The sequence below is a fragment of the Microbacterium sp. HA-8 genome, from assembly GCF_046111165.1.
Lineage (GTDB): Bacteria > Actinomycetota > Actinomycetes > Actinomycetales > Microbacteriaceae > Microbacterium.
This window is the reverse complement of record NZ_CP162025.1, coordinates 403,285-420,366: the sequence shown is the minus strand read 5'-3', so window position 1 is coordinate 420,366 and position 17,082 is coordinate 403,285. Positions and strand designations below refer to the sequence as shown.

The 17,082-nt window shown below is 69.2% G+C and carries 12 protein-coding genes and 1 pseudogene; 11 read left to right on the top strand and 2 right to left on the bottom strand.

What is annotated here, in order from left to right:
* The first annotated feature begins 26 nt into the window (after positions 1-26).
* The 11 genes and pseudogenes from AB2L57_RS01965 to AB2L57_RS01915 form a co-directional block, all read left to right on the top strand.
* Positions 27-2,480: a phosphoketolase gene (locus AB2L57_RS01965; RefSeq protein WP_409047924.1), complete on the top strand. Its 2,454-nt coding sequence runs from the start codon at positions 27-29 to the stop codon at positions 2,478-2,480.
* Complete coding sequence (locus AB2L57_RS01960; protein WP_409047923.1) at positions 2,477-5,071, top strand: heavy metal translocating P-type ATPase; 2,595 nt, start codon at positions 2,477-2,479, stop codon at positions 5,069-5,071. The genes AB2L57_RS01965 and AB2L57_RS01960 overlap by 4 nt, the downstream gene beginning before the upstream one ends.
* A gap of 19 nt (positions 5,072-5,090) precedes the next feature.
* A complete protein-coding gene (locus AB2L57_RS01955) occupies positions 5,091-8,297 on the top strand; it encodes an HAD-IA family hydrolase (RefSeq protein ID WP_344004635.1) in 3,207 nt (1,068 codons plus the stop codon).
* The gene (locus AB2L57_RS01950; RefSeq protein ID WP_058253887.1) at positions 8,297-9,943 is read left to right on the top strand and encodes an AarF/ABC1/UbiB kinase family protein; all 1,647 of its coding nucleotides are present in this window, start codon (positions 8,297-8,299) and stop codon (positions 9,941-9,943) included. The genes AB2L57_RS01955 and AB2L57_RS01950 overlap by 1 nt, the downstream gene beginning before the upstream one ends.
* A gap of 38 nt (positions 9,944-9,981) precedes the next feature.
* Entirely contained in the window at positions 9,982-11,040 is a 1,059-nt protein-coding gene (locus tag AB2L57_RS01945) for a type II glyceraldehyde-3-phosphate dehydrogenase (protein WP_033107657.1), read from the top strand.
* Positions 11,030-11,314 carry a DUF2933 domain-containing protein gene (locus tag AB2L57_RS01940; protein WP_033107642.1) on the top strand — a complete coding sequence of 95 codons (285 nt, stop codon included), beginning with the start codon at positions 11,030-11,032 and terminating at the stop codon, positions 11,312-11,314. The genes AB2L57_RS01945 and AB2L57_RS01940 overlap by 11 nt, the downstream gene beginning before the upstream one ends.
* Positions 11,311-11,664 (top strand): EamA family transporter, encoded by a 354-nt coding sequence (locus AB2L57_RS01935; RefSeq protein WP_409047922.1) that lies wholly within the window; start codon positions 11,311-11,313, stop codon positions 11,662-11,664. The genes AB2L57_RS01940 and AB2L57_RS01935 overlap by 4 nt, the downstream gene beginning before the upstream one ends.
* Positions 11,637-12,329 (top strand): DMT family transporter, encoded by a 693-nt coding sequence (locus AB2L57_RS01930; protein WP_409047921.1) that lies wholly within the window; start codon positions 11,637-11,639, stop codon positions 12,327-12,329. The genes AB2L57_RS01935 and AB2L57_RS01930 overlap by 28 nt, the downstream gene beginning before the upstream one ends.
* Complete coding sequence (locus AB2L57_RS01925) at positions 12,326-13,849, top strand: multicopper oxidase family protein (protein ID WP_100812073.1); 1,524 nt, start codon at positions 12,326-12,328, stop codon at positions 13,847-13,849. Before AB2L57_RS01930 ends, AB2L57_RS01925 begins: the two co-directional genes overlap by 4 nt.
* A 287-nt stretch (positions 13,850-14,136) precedes the next feature.
* Entirely contained in the window at positions 14,137-14,787 is a 651-nt protein-coding gene (locus tag AB2L57_RS01920) for a helix-turn-helix domain-containing protein (RefSeq protein WP_409048661.1), read from the top strand.
* A pseudogene (locus tag AB2L57_RS01915) lies at positions 14,777-15,286 on the top strand (IS5 family transposase); the annotation flags it as partial. The gene AB2L57_RS01920 and the pseudogene AB2L57_RS01915, both read left to right, overlap by 11 nt.
* A 104-nt stretch (positions 15,287-15,390) precedes the next feature.
* On the opposite strand, the gene AB2L57_RS01910 reads toward AB2L57_RS01915, so the two are convergent.
* On the bottom strand, positions 15,391-15,603 hold the full coding sequence (locus tag AB2L57_RS01910; RefSeq protein WP_409047920.1) for a hypothetical protein: 213 nt from the start codon (positions 15,601-15,603) through the stop codon (positions 15,391-15,393).
* 867 nt (positions 15,604-16,470) lie between these two features.
* Positions 16,471-17,067, bottom strand: coding sequence for a TetR/AcrR family transcriptional regulator (locus AB2L57_RS01905; protein ID WP_100812103.1), 597 nt, complete (start codon positions 17,065-17,067; stop codon positions 16,471-16,473).
* Positions 17,068-17,082 lie beyond the last annotated feature (15 nt).

The following is a 17,082-nucleotide window of genomic DNA, read 5'->3' as shown; positions in this document are numbered from 1 at the left end:
GGCCGCGAACCGCGAGGAGACCGACCATGAGCACCGCACCGGCCCGCTGGGCATACCGCACCATCGCCGTCACCCCGGAACGACTGGAGGAGGTGGATGCGTGGTGGCGGGCGGCGAACTACCTGAGCATCGGGCAGATCTACCTGCTCGACAACCCGCTGCTGCGCGACCCGCTCACCGCGGAGCACATCAAGCCTCGACTACTGGGGCACTGGGGCACCACCCCGGGCCTGAACTTCCTGTACGCCCACCTCAACCGGGCGATCACCGACCGGGATCTGAACACCCTGTACGTGACCGGGCCGGGGCACGGCGGGCCGGGCATGGTCGCCAACGCCTACCTGGACGGCACCTACACGGAGCTGTACCCGCGGATCGACCGCACCGAGGAGGGGCTCAAGGCGCTGTTCCGGCAGTTCTCCTTCCCCGGCGGCATCCCCTCGCACGCGTCCCCGGACACGCCCGGGTCGATCAACGAGGGCGGCGAGCTCGGCTATTCCCTCGTCCACGCCTACGGCGCCGCGTTCGACAACCCGGACCTGCTGGTCGCGTGCGTGATCGGCGACGGGGAGGCCGAGACCGGGCCGCTGGCGACCGCGTGGCACGGCAACAAGTTCCTCAACCCAGCCGCGGACGGGGTGGTGCTACCGATCCTGCACCTGAACGGGTACAAGATCGCCAACCCGACGGTGCTGTCCCGCATCCCCGAGGACGAGCTGGTCGCGCTGCTGCGCGGCTACGGCCACGAGCCGTTCGTGGTCACCGTCGGCTTCGACGGCGAGGACCCGCGGGAGTCCCACGCCCGGTTCGCCGGCGTGCTGGACGAGGTGCTGGACCGGATCGCGGACATCAAGACCGCCGCGGCGGCCGGCACCCTGGAAGGCCGGCCGGCGTGGCCAGCGATCGTGCTGCGCAGCCCGAAAGGCTGGACCTGCCCGCCGGTGATCGACGGGCTCCCCGTGGAGGGCACCTGGCGGTCCCACCAGGTGCCGCTCGCCGAGGTCCGCGACACCCCCGAGCACCTGCAGCTCCTCCAGGACTGGCTGGCCTCCTACCGGCCCGACGAGCTCTTCGACGCCGACGGCGCCCCGTTCCCCGCCACGGTCGCCGCCGCCCCGGCCGGAGCGCGGCGGATGAGCGCTAACCCGGTCGCGAACGGCGGGCAGCTGACCGTCCCGCTGCGCCTGGGCGACTTCCGCGACCACGCCCACCCGGTCGACCCCGAGGCGCGAGGCACGGGAACGGCGGAGGCGACCCGGATGCTCGGCGAATGGCTCGCCGACGTGATCCGGCGCAACCCGGACAACTTCCGCATCTTCGGCCCCGACGAGACCGCCTCCAACCGGCTCGCCCCGCCCGTGTTCGAGGCCACCGGCAAGCAGTGGAACGCGACCGTGCTGCCGGTGGACGAGCATCTGGCGCCGACCGGGCGGGTGATGGAGGTGCTCAGCGAGCACCAGTGCCAGGGCTGGCTCGAAGGGTACGTCCTCACCGGCCGGCACGGCCTGTTCAACTGCTACGAGGCGTTCACGCACATCGTCGACTCGATGTTCAACCAGCACGCCAAATGGCTCGAAGCCGCCAGCGAGGTGCCCTGGCGGGAACCGGTGCCGAGCTTCAACTACCTGCTCTCCAGCCACGTCTGGCGGCAGGACCACAACGGGTTCAGCCACCAGGACCCCGGGTTCATCGACCTCGCCCTGAACAAGAGCCCCGACATCGTCCGCGTCTACCTCCCGTTCGACGCGAACACGCTGCTGTCCACCTACGACCACTGCCTGCGCTCCACCGGCTACATCAACGTCGTCGTCGCCGGAAAGCAGCCCGCCCCGCAGTGGCTCACCATGGACGAGGCGATCGAGCACTGCACCCGGGGCCTGGGCATCCTGCCCTGGGCCGGCACCGAGACCGAGGGCGCCGAGCCGGACGTGGTGCTCGCCGCCGCCGGCGACGTGCCCACCCTCGAGGTGCTCGCCGCGGCCGCGTTGCTGCGCGAGCACATCCCTGACCTGTCCGTGCGGGTCGTGAACGTGGTCGACCTGACCCGTCTGCAATCCGAGGACCAGCACCCGCACGGCCTGCCGGACCGGGAGTTCGACGCGATCTTCACCCCCGACAAGCCGGTGATCTTCGCCTACCACGGCTACCCGTGGCTGATCCACCGTCTCACCTACAAGCGCGCCGGGCACCAGAACCTGCACGTCCACGGCTTCGTGGAGAAGGGCACCACCACGACCCCGTTCGACATGGTCATGCTCAACGACCTCGACCGCTACCGGCTCGCGATCGACGTCCTCGACCACGTCCCGGGCCTTGCCGCGACCCACGCGCAGCTGCGGCAGGAACTCGTCGACGCCCGCCTGCGCGCCCGCGCCCACACCCGCGAGCACGGCACCGACATCCCCGCCGTCGCCGACTGGCGCTGGCCCCACCCCGACACCGACCCGAACCGCCCCTCCACCGCGAAGGAAATCCGATGACCGACACCAAGACCGTGACCCTGCAGGTCAGCGGCATGGTCCGCGCGACCTCCAAGAACGTCACCGAAGCCCACCTCGCCCGCCAGCCGGGCGTCCTGTCCGTCGACGCGAACCCGGTCTCCCAGACCGCGACCGTCACCTACGACCCGCAGACCACCTCGGTCGCGCACCTGCAGCAGTGGGTGATCGAATGCGGCTACCACTGCGCCGGGCAGTCCGTCCCGGACCACATCTGCGACCCCGCCCACGAACCCCACGAGCACGCCGACCACCACGACCACGCCGAGCACGATGCCCACGCCGAGCATGACGCGCACGACGGCTATCAGGAGCACGCCGAGCACGAGGGACGCGCGGTCTCCACCGGTCATGACACCCCGGCGGGGCACGAGCACCCGCACCCGGCAGCGGACCACGCTGACCACTCCGCAGTGGACGCCGGTGAGCATGCCGGTCACGCTCCGGCCACCGAGGGTGGGCACGATCACGGGGCTCAGCCGGCCGGCCGCAGCGCGCAGGATGTGATGGGCCACGGCGGGCATCACGGCGGCATGTCGATGGCGGCGATGATCCGCGACATGCGCAACCGGTTCCTGGTCGCGTTGATCCTGTCGATCCCGATCACCTTGTGGTCCCCGATCGGCCGGGAGGTGCTCGGCTTCGAGGTGCCGGCCCCGTTCGGGCTGCGCGACGACGTGTTCATGCTGATCCTGTCGCTGCCGGTGATCTTCTACTCGGCCTGGATCTTCTTCGACGGCGCCTACCGGGCTCTGCGCGCCCGCACCCTGGACATGATGGTGCTGGTCGCGGTCGGTGTCGGCGCCGGCTGGATCTACAGCCTGGTCATCACCCTCACCGGAGGCGGCGAGGTGTTCTACGAAGCCGCCACCGTGCTGGCCACCTTCGTGCTGCTCGGCCACTGGGTCGAGATGCGCGCCCGGGGAGGTGCGAACGACGCCATCCGCCGGCTGCTGGAGCTCGCGCCCGCCCGCGCGGTCGTCCTCCGCGACGGAGAGGAGGTCGAGATCCCCACCTCCGAGGTCGTCCCCGGCGACCTCATGCTCATCCGCCCCGGCGCGAAAGTCCCCACCGACGGCGTCGTCGAGGACGGCGAGTCCGAGATCGACGAGTCGATGGTCACCGGCGAGTCCATGCCGGTCGAGAAGGCGCCCGGCTCGGAGGTGATCGGGGCGACCGTGAACACCGTCGGCACGCTCCGGGTGCGTGCCACGAAGGTCGGCGCGGACACCGCGCTGGCGCAGATCGTGAAGCTGGTGCAGGAGGCGCAGAACTCCAAGGCCCCCGGCCAGCGCCTCGCCGACCGGGCCGCGTTCTGGCTCGTTCTGCTCGCCCTCGTCGGCGGCACCCTGACCTTCCTGGTGTGGTTCCTCGCCGGGGCGGAGCTGCCGATGGCGATCCTGTTCGCGATCACCGTCGTCGTCATCACCTGCCCCGACGCCCTCGGGCTCGCCACGCCGACCGCGATCATGGTCGGCACGGGCCTGGGCGCCAAGCGCGGCGTGCTGTTCAAGAACGCGACCGGCATCGAGACCGCCGCGCACATCGACACCGTCGTGCTGGACAAGACCGGCACGCTCACCAAGGGCGAGCCGGAGGTCACCGACTACATCCCCATCGGCATGGACGACCTGGAGCTGCTCGCCCTCGCCGCCGCGCTCGAGCGGGAGTCGGAGCACCCGCTGGCCAAGGCGATCGTCACCTACGCCGACAGCCGGAACATCCCGCGCCGCACCGCGTCCGCGTTCCGCAACGTCACCGGGCAGGGCGCGATCGCCACCGTGGACGGGAAGCAGGTGGTGCTCGGCAACGCCCGGCTGATGGCCGCGCAGGGCATCGACACCGGCCCGGTCGTCTCGCAGCAGCAGGCCCTCGCGGACGGCGGCCGCACCGCGATCATGTTCGCCGTCGACGGGCAGATCGCCGGCGTGATCGCCCTCGCCGACGCCCCCCGCGACACCGCGAAAGCCGCGATCGACGCACTCCACGAGCAGGGCATCGAGGTGGCGATGCTCACGGGCGACAACAAGGCCACCGCCGAGCGCATCGCCTCGCTGCTGGGCATCGACACCGTGATCGCCGACGTGCTCCCCGAGGACAAGTCCGCCAAGATCGCCGAGCTCCAGGCATCCGGCAAGAAGGTCGCGATGGTCGGCGACGGCGTCAACGACGCCCCCGCCCTCGCCCAGGCGGACCTCGGCATCGCGATCGGCGCCGGCACCGACGTCGCCATCGAGACCGCCGATGTCGTCCTGATGCGCTCCGACCCGCTGGACGTGGCGATCGCGCTGAAGATCGGGAAGGGCACGCTGCGGAAGATGCGGCAGAACCTCGGCTGGGCCATCGGCTACAACGCGATCGCGCTGCCGATCGCCGCCGGCGTGTTCTACCCCGCGTTCGGGATCATGCTCTCCCCGGAGATCGCCGCCATCAGCATGTCCGGCTCCAGCGTGATCGTCGCCGTCAACGCGCTCCTGCTCAAGCGGCTCCGGCTGCCCGCCCAGCAGGCCCCCGCGGCCCCGGCAGAGGCGAGCAGCCTCGCCCCGGCGTCGACGCCCGGCGGCGCCTCATGACCGGACGCGAGGCGCCGCGATGACTCCGCGGTCGGCAGAGCGCGGGACTCACCACCTCGATGCCGTCTACGACGCGGTGCTGTTCGACATGGACGGCGTGGTCACGAACACCGCCGCGATCCATGCCGCCGCGTGGAAGCAGCTGTTCGACGAGGTGCTGCGAGACCCGCGTGTGCAGGTGGACGACCCCGAGACGACCTTCGACCCGGTCGCCGACTACCGCCGCTATGTGGATGGGCGAACCCGCGAGGACGGGGTATCGGCGTACCTGACGGCCCGTGGGATCGCCCTGGACGCCGGAGATCCCGACGACCCACCAACGGCGTGGACGATCGCGGGGCTCGCGGCGCGCAAGAACGAGCTGTTCCTGGCGGAGCTGGGCACCCGCGGGCTGCGCGTCTATCCGGGCACCGTGGCGCTGCTGCATCGCCTGCGGGGCGCGGCCGTTCCGGTCGGGCTGGTCACCGCGAGCCGGAACGCGCACCAGATGCTCGCCGCCGCAGGACTGGCCGGCTGCTTCGACACCGTGGTGGACGGCCGGATCGCGCTCTCGCATCACCTGAAAGGCAAGCCGGATCCCGCCATGTTCGTCGAGGCAGCCCGGCGACTGGGTGTCGCTGCGGCCCGCACCGCGGTCGTCGAGGACTCGGTCGCCGGTGTGGCGGCCGGGAGGCGCGGAGGCTTCGGCTTCGTCGTCGGCATCGACCGCGCCGGAGCGCGGGAGCAGCTCGAGGCCGCGGGCGCCGACCTCGTCCTGGCCGATGTCGCCGAGCTCGACCTGGGCGTCTCCACCACGGATCCGTGGCAGCTGGTCTACGACGGCTTCGACCCCGCGCACGAAGGGCACCGGGAGGCGCTCACCGCGCTGGGCAACGGCTACCTGGCCACCCGGGGCGCCCGGCCCGAGCACCACGACGACGGCATCCACTATCCCGGCACCTACCTCGCCGGCGTGTACAACCGGCTGGCGAGCACCATCCACGGGCGCGAGCTCGAGGAGGAGCATCTCGTCAACACTCCCAACTGGCTTCCGGTGGACCTCCGCCTCGGAGACGGGCCGTGGCTGTCCACCGGCCAGGTCGTGACGCACAGCGAACGACGCGAGCTCGACCTGCGCCGCGGCCTGGTCGTCCGCCGCGCGGTCCTCACCGGTCCGAACGGGGATCGACTCGACTTCGTGCAGACGACGTTCACCTCCCTGGACGAGCCTCACCTGGCCGTGCTGGAAACCACGCTCACCGCCCCCGACTGGAGCGGCACGGTCACCCTCCGCGCCGGGATCGACGCCGGGGTGCGCAACAGCAACGTGGCCGCGTATCTCGGATCGGACGCCACCCACCTCACGCAGCCGACGTTCCGCCAGGTCGGCGACACCACCCTCTGCGAGGTGCGGACCCGGCAGAGCCGGGTCCACATCGCCACCGCCGTCCGCTCGACCCTCACCGGAACCGACAGCGCGACCGATCACCGCATCGACACGCCATCGCAGCACACCCGGGAGCTGCGCATCCCTCTGGAGCAGGGTCGACCGGTCACCCTCACCAAGACGGCCGCGATCTACACCTCCCACGATCGGGCCATCAGCGAGCCGGGTGGTGCCGCCCTGACCCTGCTCACCGAACGCGGTGGCGACGTCGAGGCGCTGCGGGAACGCCACGCGGCGGCGTGGCGGCGACTCTGGGAACGCTTCGCGGTCACCCTGGACGCCGACACGCACAGCCGACTCATCCTGAACCTGCACGTCTTCCACCTGCTCCAGACCCTCTCGCCGCACACCGTCGAGCTCGACGCCGGGGTGCCCGCCCGCGGCCTGCACGGCGAGGGGTATCGGGGGCACGTCTTCTGGGACGAGGTGTTCGTCCTGCCCGTGATCGCTCTGCGCACGCCCGAGATCAGCCGGGCGCTGATCGACTACCGCTGGCGGCGACTGGACGCCGCCCGCGCCGCGGCGACCGCCGCCGGACTCCGCGGAGCCCTCTTCCCCTGGCAGAGCGGCAGCGACGGTCGCGAGGAGACGCCCGAGGCGCTCTACAACCCGCGCTCCGGTCGGTGGATGCCGGACAACTCCCACCGTCAACGCCACGTCGGCCTCGCCATCGCCTACAACGCCTGGCAGCACTACCAGGCCACCGGCGACCTCGAGTGGCTCGCCGAACGCGGCGGCGAGCTCATCATCGAGGTCGCCCGCCTGTTCGCCTCGCTCGCCGAGCACGACACTGCCACCGACCGCTTCCACATCGCCGGGGTGATGGGACCCGACGAGTTCCACGACGGCGCCCCGGACGCTCCCGGCAGCGGCCTGCGCGACAACACGTACACCAACGTCCTCGCCTCGTGGGTCGCCACGCGAGCGGCCCGGACACTCGCCCTGCTCCACGGGCACCGCGGCGAGGGCCTCCGCGACCGGCTCCGCGTCACCGACGAGGAGATCGCGGGGTGGGCCCGGCTCAGCACACGACTGGCGGTGGGGTTCCACCGCGACGGCATCCTCACCCAGTTCGACGGCTACGAGAGCCTGCAGGAGCTGGACTGGGACCACTACCGCGAGGAGTACGGGAACATCGGCCGGCTCGATCTCATCCTCGAGTCCGAGAACGACAGCACCAACCGGTACAAGCTCGCCAAGCAGCCCGACGTCGTCATGCTGGTCTACCTGCTCGGTCACGACGGGCTCCGGGCGCAACTCGCCACGCTCGGCTACCCGTTCTCCGAGCAGGACCTGACCCGCACGGTCGAGTACTACCTCGCGCGCACCGCCAACGGGTCGACGCTCAGCCGAGTCGTGAACGCCTCCGTCCTGGCCGGCATCGACCCGTCCCGCTCCTGGATCGCGTTCCGCGAGGCGCTGATCGCCGATCTCGACGACTCCCAGGGCGGCACCACCCGCGAAGGGATCCACCTCGGCGCGATGGCCGGCACCATCGACCTGCCCGTCCGCTCCTTCGCCGGCATGGCCCTCGGTGACGACGAGCTCGTCTTCGCCCCCCGACTGCCGCCGAACCTCACCCGGGTCGGGTTCCAGATCCGATACCGCGGCCACCTCGTCGACGTGATGCTCCGTGACCGCAGCCTGGAGCTTCGCGTGCACGCCGGCTCAGCACCCGCGATCCACGTGCGCGTCGGCGCGGTCGCCGTGCCGCTCTCGGCCGGACAGACCAAGACGTTCGCGATCGGCCCGGGCACCTCGGCCCGCGACGCGACCAACCGCGAAGGAGGCCTCGACTGATGAGCACGCATCGGAGCCGGTATCGGCGCATCGCCACCATCCTCGAGCACCACGGACTCGGGCTCGGCCTCGGGCTGCTCGGGCTGGAGAAGTGGATTCCCTTCAACAAAGGCGTTCTCGGGCATGCGCGCCGGGACGAGCCCTACACCAGTCCGGAACACCTCCGACTCGCCCTCGAGGAGCTCGGACCGACCTTCATCAAACTCGGCCAGCTGCTGTCCACCCGCAACGACCTGCTGCCCGCCGCTTACCTCGCCGAGTTGGTCAAGCTTCAGGACGCCGCGCCGCCCGAGGCCTGGGAGCCGATGAAGGCGGTGATCCGCGAGGAGCTCGGCGCGGACCCCGAACAGCTCTTCGCACAGTTCGACCCGCAACCGCTGGCCGCCGCGTCGATCGGGCAGGCATACGCTGCGACCCTTCACGACGGCACCCAGGTCGTCGTGAAGGTCCGCCGACCCGGCGCGGTCGCCCAGATCCACGAAGACCTGGAGATCCTGCAGAACCTCGCCGAGCGCGCCGACAAGCGGTGGGATGCCGCCCGCCAGTACAACCTGCCGGGCATCGTCGAGGAGTTCTCCCGCACGCTGCGCGCCGAGCTCGACTATCTGCAGGAGGGCCGGAACGCGGAGCGGTTCGCCGCCGACTTCGCCGACTCACCCGACGTCGCCGTCCCCCAGGTGTTCTGGGAGACGACCACGTCACGCGTGCTGACCCTGGAACGGATGCACGGCATCCGAGTCGACGACCTGCCCGCCCTGGACGCGGCCGGCATCGACCGGAACCAGCTGGCCAGGCGAGGCGCAGACCTCATCCTCACCATGGTGTTCGAGAACCGCTTCTTCCACGCCGACCCGCACCCGGGCAACCTGTTCATCCAAACCGACGGATCCATCGCCCTCATCGACTTCGGCATGGTCGGCCAACTCGACGAAGAGGTCACCGAGCAGCTCTCCGACGTGCTGCTCGCCTTCACCCGCGGAGACTCCAACGCGCTCGCCACCGCCCTGCTCGCGCTCTCGATCACCAAGAACACCTCCGACCGCGGCGAGCTAGGCCGCTCCCTGGACGTCTTCGTGTCGCGGTATCTCGGACGCCCCCTGTCCGACATTAACCTCAGCCACCTGCTCGGAGAGCTGCTCGCCCTGCTGCGACACCACCACCTCCAGCTGCCGCAGCAGATCGCTCTGCTGTTCAAGGTCCTGATGATGGGCGAGGCACTGGCGGCACGGCTCGACCCCGAGTTCGAGATGCTGCAGGCGCTCACCCCCTTCTCGGAGCGGATCGTGCAGCGACAGTTCTCCCTCCCCGCCCTGGCGAAACGCTGGGCACAGGCATCCGCGGATGCCGGAGCACTGCTGCTCGAGCTGCCCGGAACACTCAAGCAGCTCCGGCGGGTGCTGGAGAACGGCGGCCTCGAGGTGCACCTGCGCGCGGCCGAACTGGAACCGCTCGTGGGACGGGCTGAACGGATCGGCAATCGCCTGATCGCCGGCATGATCACCGCCGCCCTGATCAACGGCATCGGCGAACTCGTCAGCGGGAACACGAGATGGCGCTCGCGGGAAGGCGTCATGATCGGCGCCGGCGCGAGCGTGGTCACCGCACTCGGCGGCTACCTGCTCTGGACCACGCGGCGACGGCGATGACCGCCGCGGCTCCCATCCCTCATCAGAAAGGCACGCACATGAACACCATTCGAGTCGGCGTCAACGGCTACGGCGTCATCGGCAAGCGCGTCGCCGACGCGGTCCTGCTGCAGTCGGACATGGACCTGGTCGGCGTCGCGGACATCGCCACCGACTGGCGGATCAAGTCCGCAGCGAACCGCCTGCCCGTGTTCGCCTCCACCATCGAGGCGCAGCAGGCCATGCGGGGCGCCGACGTGCCCGCACAGGGAGTGCTCGACGACCTTCTCGCGCAGTGCGACGTCGTCGTCGACACCACCCCCAAGCATGTGGCAGCGGGAAACCTGGAGCGCTACCGCGCCCTCGGCGTCAAGGCAGTGCTCCAAGGCGGCGAGTCCCACTCCACCACCGGCCACTCCTTCGTCGCCCAAGCCAACTACGCCAGCGCCATCGGCAGGGACAGCACCCGGGTGGTCTCCTGCAACACCACCAGCATCGTGCGGATCCTCGGCGCGCTGGATGCGGCCGGACTCCTGCTGCGCGCCCGTGGGGTGCTCATCCGCCGCGCCACCGACCCGTGGGAATCGCACCTCGGCGGGATCATGAACACGATGGTCCCAGAACCGACCATCCCCTCTCATCAGGGCCCCGACGCACAGACCGTGCTCCCCGGACTCGATGTCGTCACCATCGCCGCCAAAGGCGCCCACACGCAGACCCACAGCCACTACTGGACGCTACAACTGACCCGGGAGGCAACCCGCGACGAGGTGCTGGACGCCCTGCGCGCCGCGCCCCGCATCGCGTTCATCCGGATGTCCGATGGCCTGGTCGCCCTCAACTCCACCGTCGAGCTGATGCGCGATCTCGGCCGCCCCCGGGGAGACATGTGGGAGGTCGCCGTGTGGGAGGACCTGGTCACCGTGAACGGCAGCGAGGCCTACCTCGCCTACCAGGTCTACAACGAGGCCATCGTCGTGCCCGAGACGATCGACGCGATCCGCGCGCTGACGGGCACCGTCCCCGACGCCGCGACCTCGATCCGCCTCACCGACGAGAGCCTCGGCATGCGCCAGGACTTCCTCACACCGGCGGAGGAGCCCGACCATGACCGGTGACCACCAACCGCCCGCCGACCATCCCGGCGAAGGCGACCCGCGGCGACGGATGCCTGTGACGGCGTGGCTGATCATCGGGATCTCCGTGCTCGGGATCGCGATCTACCTGTTCATCGACCACCTTCCCCACGTCGTCGCAGTGCTGCCCTACGTCGCGATCATCGGCATGGCCGCCATGCACCTGTTCGGCCACCGCCACCACACCGGCGCCCACGACTCGAATCATCGACGCCACGGGGGCGACAGCGGGACCGACACGCGAGAGTCGTCGTGAACACCGTCGTCCGCCCCCTCGCGGACGCCAGCCGGCACGGGCACCCCCGACCGCTGCGGATGCTGTGGGTCACGCTCGCCTGGGGGTCGTGCTTCGTCGCGATCACCGTCGGCCTGCAAGACGCCCCGCCGCTGTGGCTCGCGGCACTGAGAGCCCTCATCGCCGGGGTCGCGCTCGCAACCGTCGCCGGCATCCAGCGGGCACCTCTTCCCCGCGACCCGAAGACATGGGCACTGATCGGCTGCCTCGGACTGGTGAACATCGCCCTGGCATTCACGACGATGTCGTCGCCGCGACCGGACTGTCGACCGGGATCGCCTCGGTGCTCGCCAACGCGCAGCCAATCCTGATCCTGCTGCCCGCGTGGTGGCTCTACCGCGAGCGTCCCACCCCCGCCGCGATCGCCGCGATCGGCCTGGGCTTCACCGGCCTACTCATCATCGTCCTTCCCTCCGGGCTCGGCACCGGAGCGTGGCTCTCACTGACCTCCGCCGCCGCGATCACCGCCGGCACCCTCATCGGCCGGATCGTGCACGCAGACGTCCGAATCGTGGCGGCAGCTCAGCTGCTCATCGGAGGTGCGATCCTCGCCGGCACCGCAGCCGTCACAGAAGGGCCGCCCACGATCGACTGGAACATCCGGTTCATCCTCACCCTGCTGTTCCTATCACTGGTCGGCACCGCCGCCACCACGGTCGCCTGGTTCACCGAGATCGGACGTGCCCGGCTCGACCTCCTCGCCGCGTGGACGCTGCTCGTGCCGGTCTTCGGGATCCTGCTGTCGCTGCTGATCCTGCGCGAGGACCCGGGCCTGTGGGGCTGGATCGGGACCGTGATCGTGCTGATCGCAATGGCGTTGCTCGCCATCGGATCCAGGCGCTCAGAGCCCTCGGCCGTCACGGCAACCGGCAATCGTGCCCCACGAGCCTCCGCCGATCATGCGACGTCCGACCCGGACGGCCTCCCTGACGAAAACCACGGCCCGCGCTCCCGGCCGGAAAGGAAACAACGATGAACCCGTCGCCCGCCCCACGCCCCCGCTTCCTCCTAACTCGGCGAGGGTTCCTCGGCGTCAGCATTGGCGCCGTCGCGACGGTCGCGCTGGCATCCTGCGCGCCGGCGGCGAACTGGGTGCAGCCCGACGGCGCCCAGGTCCAAGGCGCCGAGCGGCGCCGCGGCGGCACCGGGAAGGTCACCACCGCGACCCTCACCGCCGCCCCGACCGTGCTGGACCTAGCCGGGGCGACCGCGCCGACCTGGGCGTTCGGGTCTGTTCCGGCGCCCGTGATCCGTCTCGGCGCCGGAGACACTCTGAAGGCCACCGTCCGGAACCAGCTCGAGGCGGACACCTCCGTGCACTGGCACGGGCTCGCGCTGCGCAACGACATGGACGGCGTCCCGCCGGTCACCCAGCAGCCCATCAAGGCCGGGGCCAGTTTCGACTACGAGTTCATCGCGCCCGATCCCGGCACCTACTGGTTCCACCCCCACGTCGGGGTGCAGCTGGACCGTGGCCTGTACGGGGCGCTGATCGTCGAGGACCCCGCCGAGCCCGGCGGGTACGAGGACGAGTGGGTCATCATCCTCGACGACTGGCTCGACGGCGTCACCGCCACCCCCGACGACGTCCTTGACGAGCTGTCCGCCGGGATGGGCGACATGGGCGGGATGGGCGACATGTTCATGCGGATGGGCAACACCCTCATGGGCGCCACCTCCGACCTGCTCGGCGGCGACGCCGGCGACGTCTACTATCCCCTCTACCTCGTCAACGGGAAGCCCCCCGCCGACCCGACCCAGTTCACCGGGCGGGCCGGCGAGAAGGTGCGGCTGCGGATCATCAACGCCGGCAGCGACACCGCGTTCCGCCTCGCCATCGGCGGTCACACGCTCACCATCACCCATACCGACGGATTCCCCGTGGAACCGGTCGAAGTCGACAGCATCCTCATCGGTATGGGCGAACGCTACGACGCGACCCTCACCCTCGGCGACGGCGTGTTTCCCCTCGTCGCGCAAGCCGAAGGCAAGCGCGACCGCGGCTTCGCCGTCATCCGCACCGGCAGCGCCGCGGCAGCACCGACGGCCGATGTGAGCATCCCGGAGCTCACTAGCAGCCGGATCGGGACCGCACAGCTGCTGACGTCAGATAGCAGCGTTGCGCTGTCCTCACGGCAGCCTGATCGGACCGTGGCGATCACTCTCACCGGAGGTATGGCCGAATACGACTGGGGCATCGACGGGCGACGGTTCGATATGAATCAGCCCCTCGACGGCGCGCACGAGATCCGCGAAGGCGAACGCGTCCGGTTCACGATCACTAATGACACCGAGATGTGGCACCCATTCCATCTACACGGTCACACCTACCAGCATGAAGGTGGCGGCCCGCGGAAAGACACGTCGATCATCCTGCCCAAGCAGACCCTCACCGTCGACTTCGACGCTGACAACCCAGGTCTCTGGGTCGCCCACTGCCACAACATCTACCACGCCGAAACCGGCATGACCACTGTCATCGGCTATCGGGCGTGACCACGGCGCAACCTTCCGGAGGCCACGGAACTGGTCGTGTCGATGAACGCGTGACGGCGCCATTGATCGGACGGGATGCGGTCCCACCCCTGCGGGATCGTGACGATACCGGCCGCGGCTACGTTATTGGCCGGCCGGCCGGTCCGCCGTTGTCGGCGGTGGAGAGCGTGCGCGCCGAACGCATCCACCGCGCCGTGTTTGGGCACGCCAAGATCGTCCACGTCCTCGAGGGCGCCGCACACATTGAGACAGCCACAGGCATCCACGAGTTGACACCGGGCTACGCGATGGCTCTCGGGGCCGGCATGTGGTGCTCAGTGCGCCCAGACCCGACTGTGCGGCTATGGACGCTCTACTTCGACGAGTCCTTCCTCCGCTCCCACATGCGATGGGTGCTCGCCGACACCACGCGCGTCCGTCCGGGCGTGCATCCTGACGCCTGGGACGGCTCGGCACTCGTGCTGCAGCCTGGCGTGGACATCCTGCACCGCATCGAACCGCTGTGGCGCCAGATCAGCCTCGTGAACGAGACCGCGCCACCGGAGGTCGCGACCACCCGACTGATCTCTCTGTTCTCCCGCGCCGTCGAGATTGCCCTACCGACGCTGCTCGCCGACGACGGCGCCGTGCCCGAGAGGTTCGTCCTCCCGGTGCGCGGCCGGCTCGCGCAGCCGCCAATCGCTCGCCCCGTGCGCCGCTCGGTCGTCCTGCTGCGCTCGCGCATGACCGAGCCGTGGACGGTCGGCAGGCTCGCCGCGGAGGTGGCCGTCTCCCGCGCCCATCTCACACGCGTTTTCACCCAGCAGGTCGGTGTCGCCCCCATGCGGTTCCTCATCGAGACCCGCCTGACGGAGTTCACGCGACTGATCGAGGAAACCGACCTGCCGATCGCCGATGCATCCCGGCAAGTCGGATGGAACGACGCGCGAGCCGCCTGATCACGCGGTCGGCCGCTCCCGAGGCGGCCTGTCGACGAAGATCCACCAGCTCGTCGACGGCAACGGGCTCCCGCTGGTCGCGCTGCTGACAGCAGGCCAGGCCGGGGACTCGCCGATGTTCCTGCCGCTGATGGGACACCTGCGTGTCGCCCGTCCCGTCGGCCGGCCCCGCACTCGTCCGGACGCGGTCCGGGGTGACAAGGCGTACTCATCCCGCGCGATCCGCGGGCATCTACGCGCCCGCGGGATCAAGGCCGTGATCCCCGAGCCGTCCGACCAGCAAGGCCACCGCAAGCGCCGCGGCTCACGCGGCGGACGCCCCGTCTGCCTCGACGCCGCCGACTACAAGGGCCGCAACGTCATCGAGCGCCGCTACTGCCACATCAAGCAATGGCGAGGACTCGCCACCCGCTACGACAAACTCGCGATCACCTACCGGGCCGCTGTCATCCTCAACGCCGTCATCGCCTGGACCCGGCAATTGTCAGACATGCCCTAGCCATTCAGCCCGGCAGCCGAGCTATCGATCTTCGGTAGGAGGATGGCGTAGTTGCTTGCCCCAGGCGAGAGCGGGATCACTTGCCTTCATTGTTGGCGAATGACCTAAGGGTTTAGATAGTTCTTCGGGTCGAAGTTGCTTAGCCACTCTTCGGCTCTTGCCACCTGCTCGTCACTCAGCACGTTGTCGGCGGCGATCGGTGTTGAATGCCCACATATCGCGCAGATCCACTCATCGCTCTCGTCGGTAAAGCCTTGTTGGTCCGCCAGGAAGGCCGTGCATTCATCGCACCACCAGTCGACATTGGGGAATCGCACTTTACTGTCCTCTCTAGCGCGGGAACTCGAAGCGAAGGCGGCGGAGTCTCGAGAAAGAGTAGCGGGCCGCGCACAAGTTGATGCCCACGGGTGAACATGGACGAGGAGAGGTCGCCACCTGAAAACACCCGGTGCCTGTGGCGCTAGCGAGTTCATCGGAACGTCGCGCGCCGCACCGAGACCTCGCCACCTGTCTGAAGTGTTCACGCCGGATAAGCCAGCAGTTACATTGGCCCGCGGGAGCTGGGGCACAAAGGAGCACGCGCTACGCCGCACGAACATTTGATCCGGATCCTCATCCGTGGATCGTACGGCGAGGGAACTCTGCGCGCGGGCCACAGCCACTCATGCCTGATGATCCGCCCCGCTGATCCGGAAGACCAAGTCCTCGTTGCGGAGGAGCAATCCCGCGGGTCCGGTGAAGCGGCGTGAGTAAACCGGTTTTACTCATTTTTTACTCACTTGGCGATCTCGACAAAGACAGAAGCCCCGCGATCCCAGTGTTTCCAAGGGTTCGCGGGGCTTCGACGATGGCGGTGACGGTGGGATTTGAACCCACGGTAGGGGGGAGGCATCCGATAGCTCCCCGCACTGCGCAGTACAGGTCTGGAACTCCTGGAGATCGTTGGATACTCAAGGAATGTGCTTTGTGCACAACTCGAAGTATATCGGATCAGCATGGAGGATTCCGGGAGTCATGTGATGACACGGTGGTGACCGATCGAAACTCATGACGGCGGATCGTCGTGCGTGCTAGATGTCCACAGCCTAGCTGCAGTCAGGGCGGTCAGCGTAGCAGGGCCAGCAGCGCCGGAGTCATCCTTCCACGCAGCGCTCACCTGCGCACCCAACCAGGAGACGCGGCCCCTAGTAGCGGACGGTGAATGCTGCATCTAGGGCGTCACCGAACGGCACGGCGGCGTTGGTCTCGGTCCACGAGGCAAGGGCTGCGTCTAGGCAGGCGAAGGCGCTGCCGACTAGTGTGCGAGCCTCGAGGTCAACGAAGAGAGGGTCGTCCTCGAGGCGTTCCCTGATTAGAGGTGTGAGCAGGGCGGACCAGGCGAGGTGCTTTTCGAGGTTTCGTGCGCGGAGTGATGCTGCACTGTAGATCACACGCATGGTTCGAAGCCACTTGTCGGGCTGCGCGTCGATTTGCTCCGCGCCATCGCGCATGCCGAGGTGCAGTGCCCGCCAGGGCGTCTGGTCTGCCAGTCGCCGGGCGACGTTGTCCCGGAGCTGGGTGCCTGCGATGACAAGGTCGCCGATCACGGCGTCTTCTTTGCTGGCGTAGTAGCGGAAGTAGCTGCGAACCGAGATACCGACCGCGGTCACGATGTCTTCGATGGTGGTCTGCTCGAACCCCTTCTCATCGAAGAGGATGAGCGCGTGCTCGGCGATGCGTTCGCGCACTGCTTCGCGAGTTATCGCACGCAACCCGCTAGCCGGGGCCGGGGGACGGTTCATGTTCCGAGCATACCG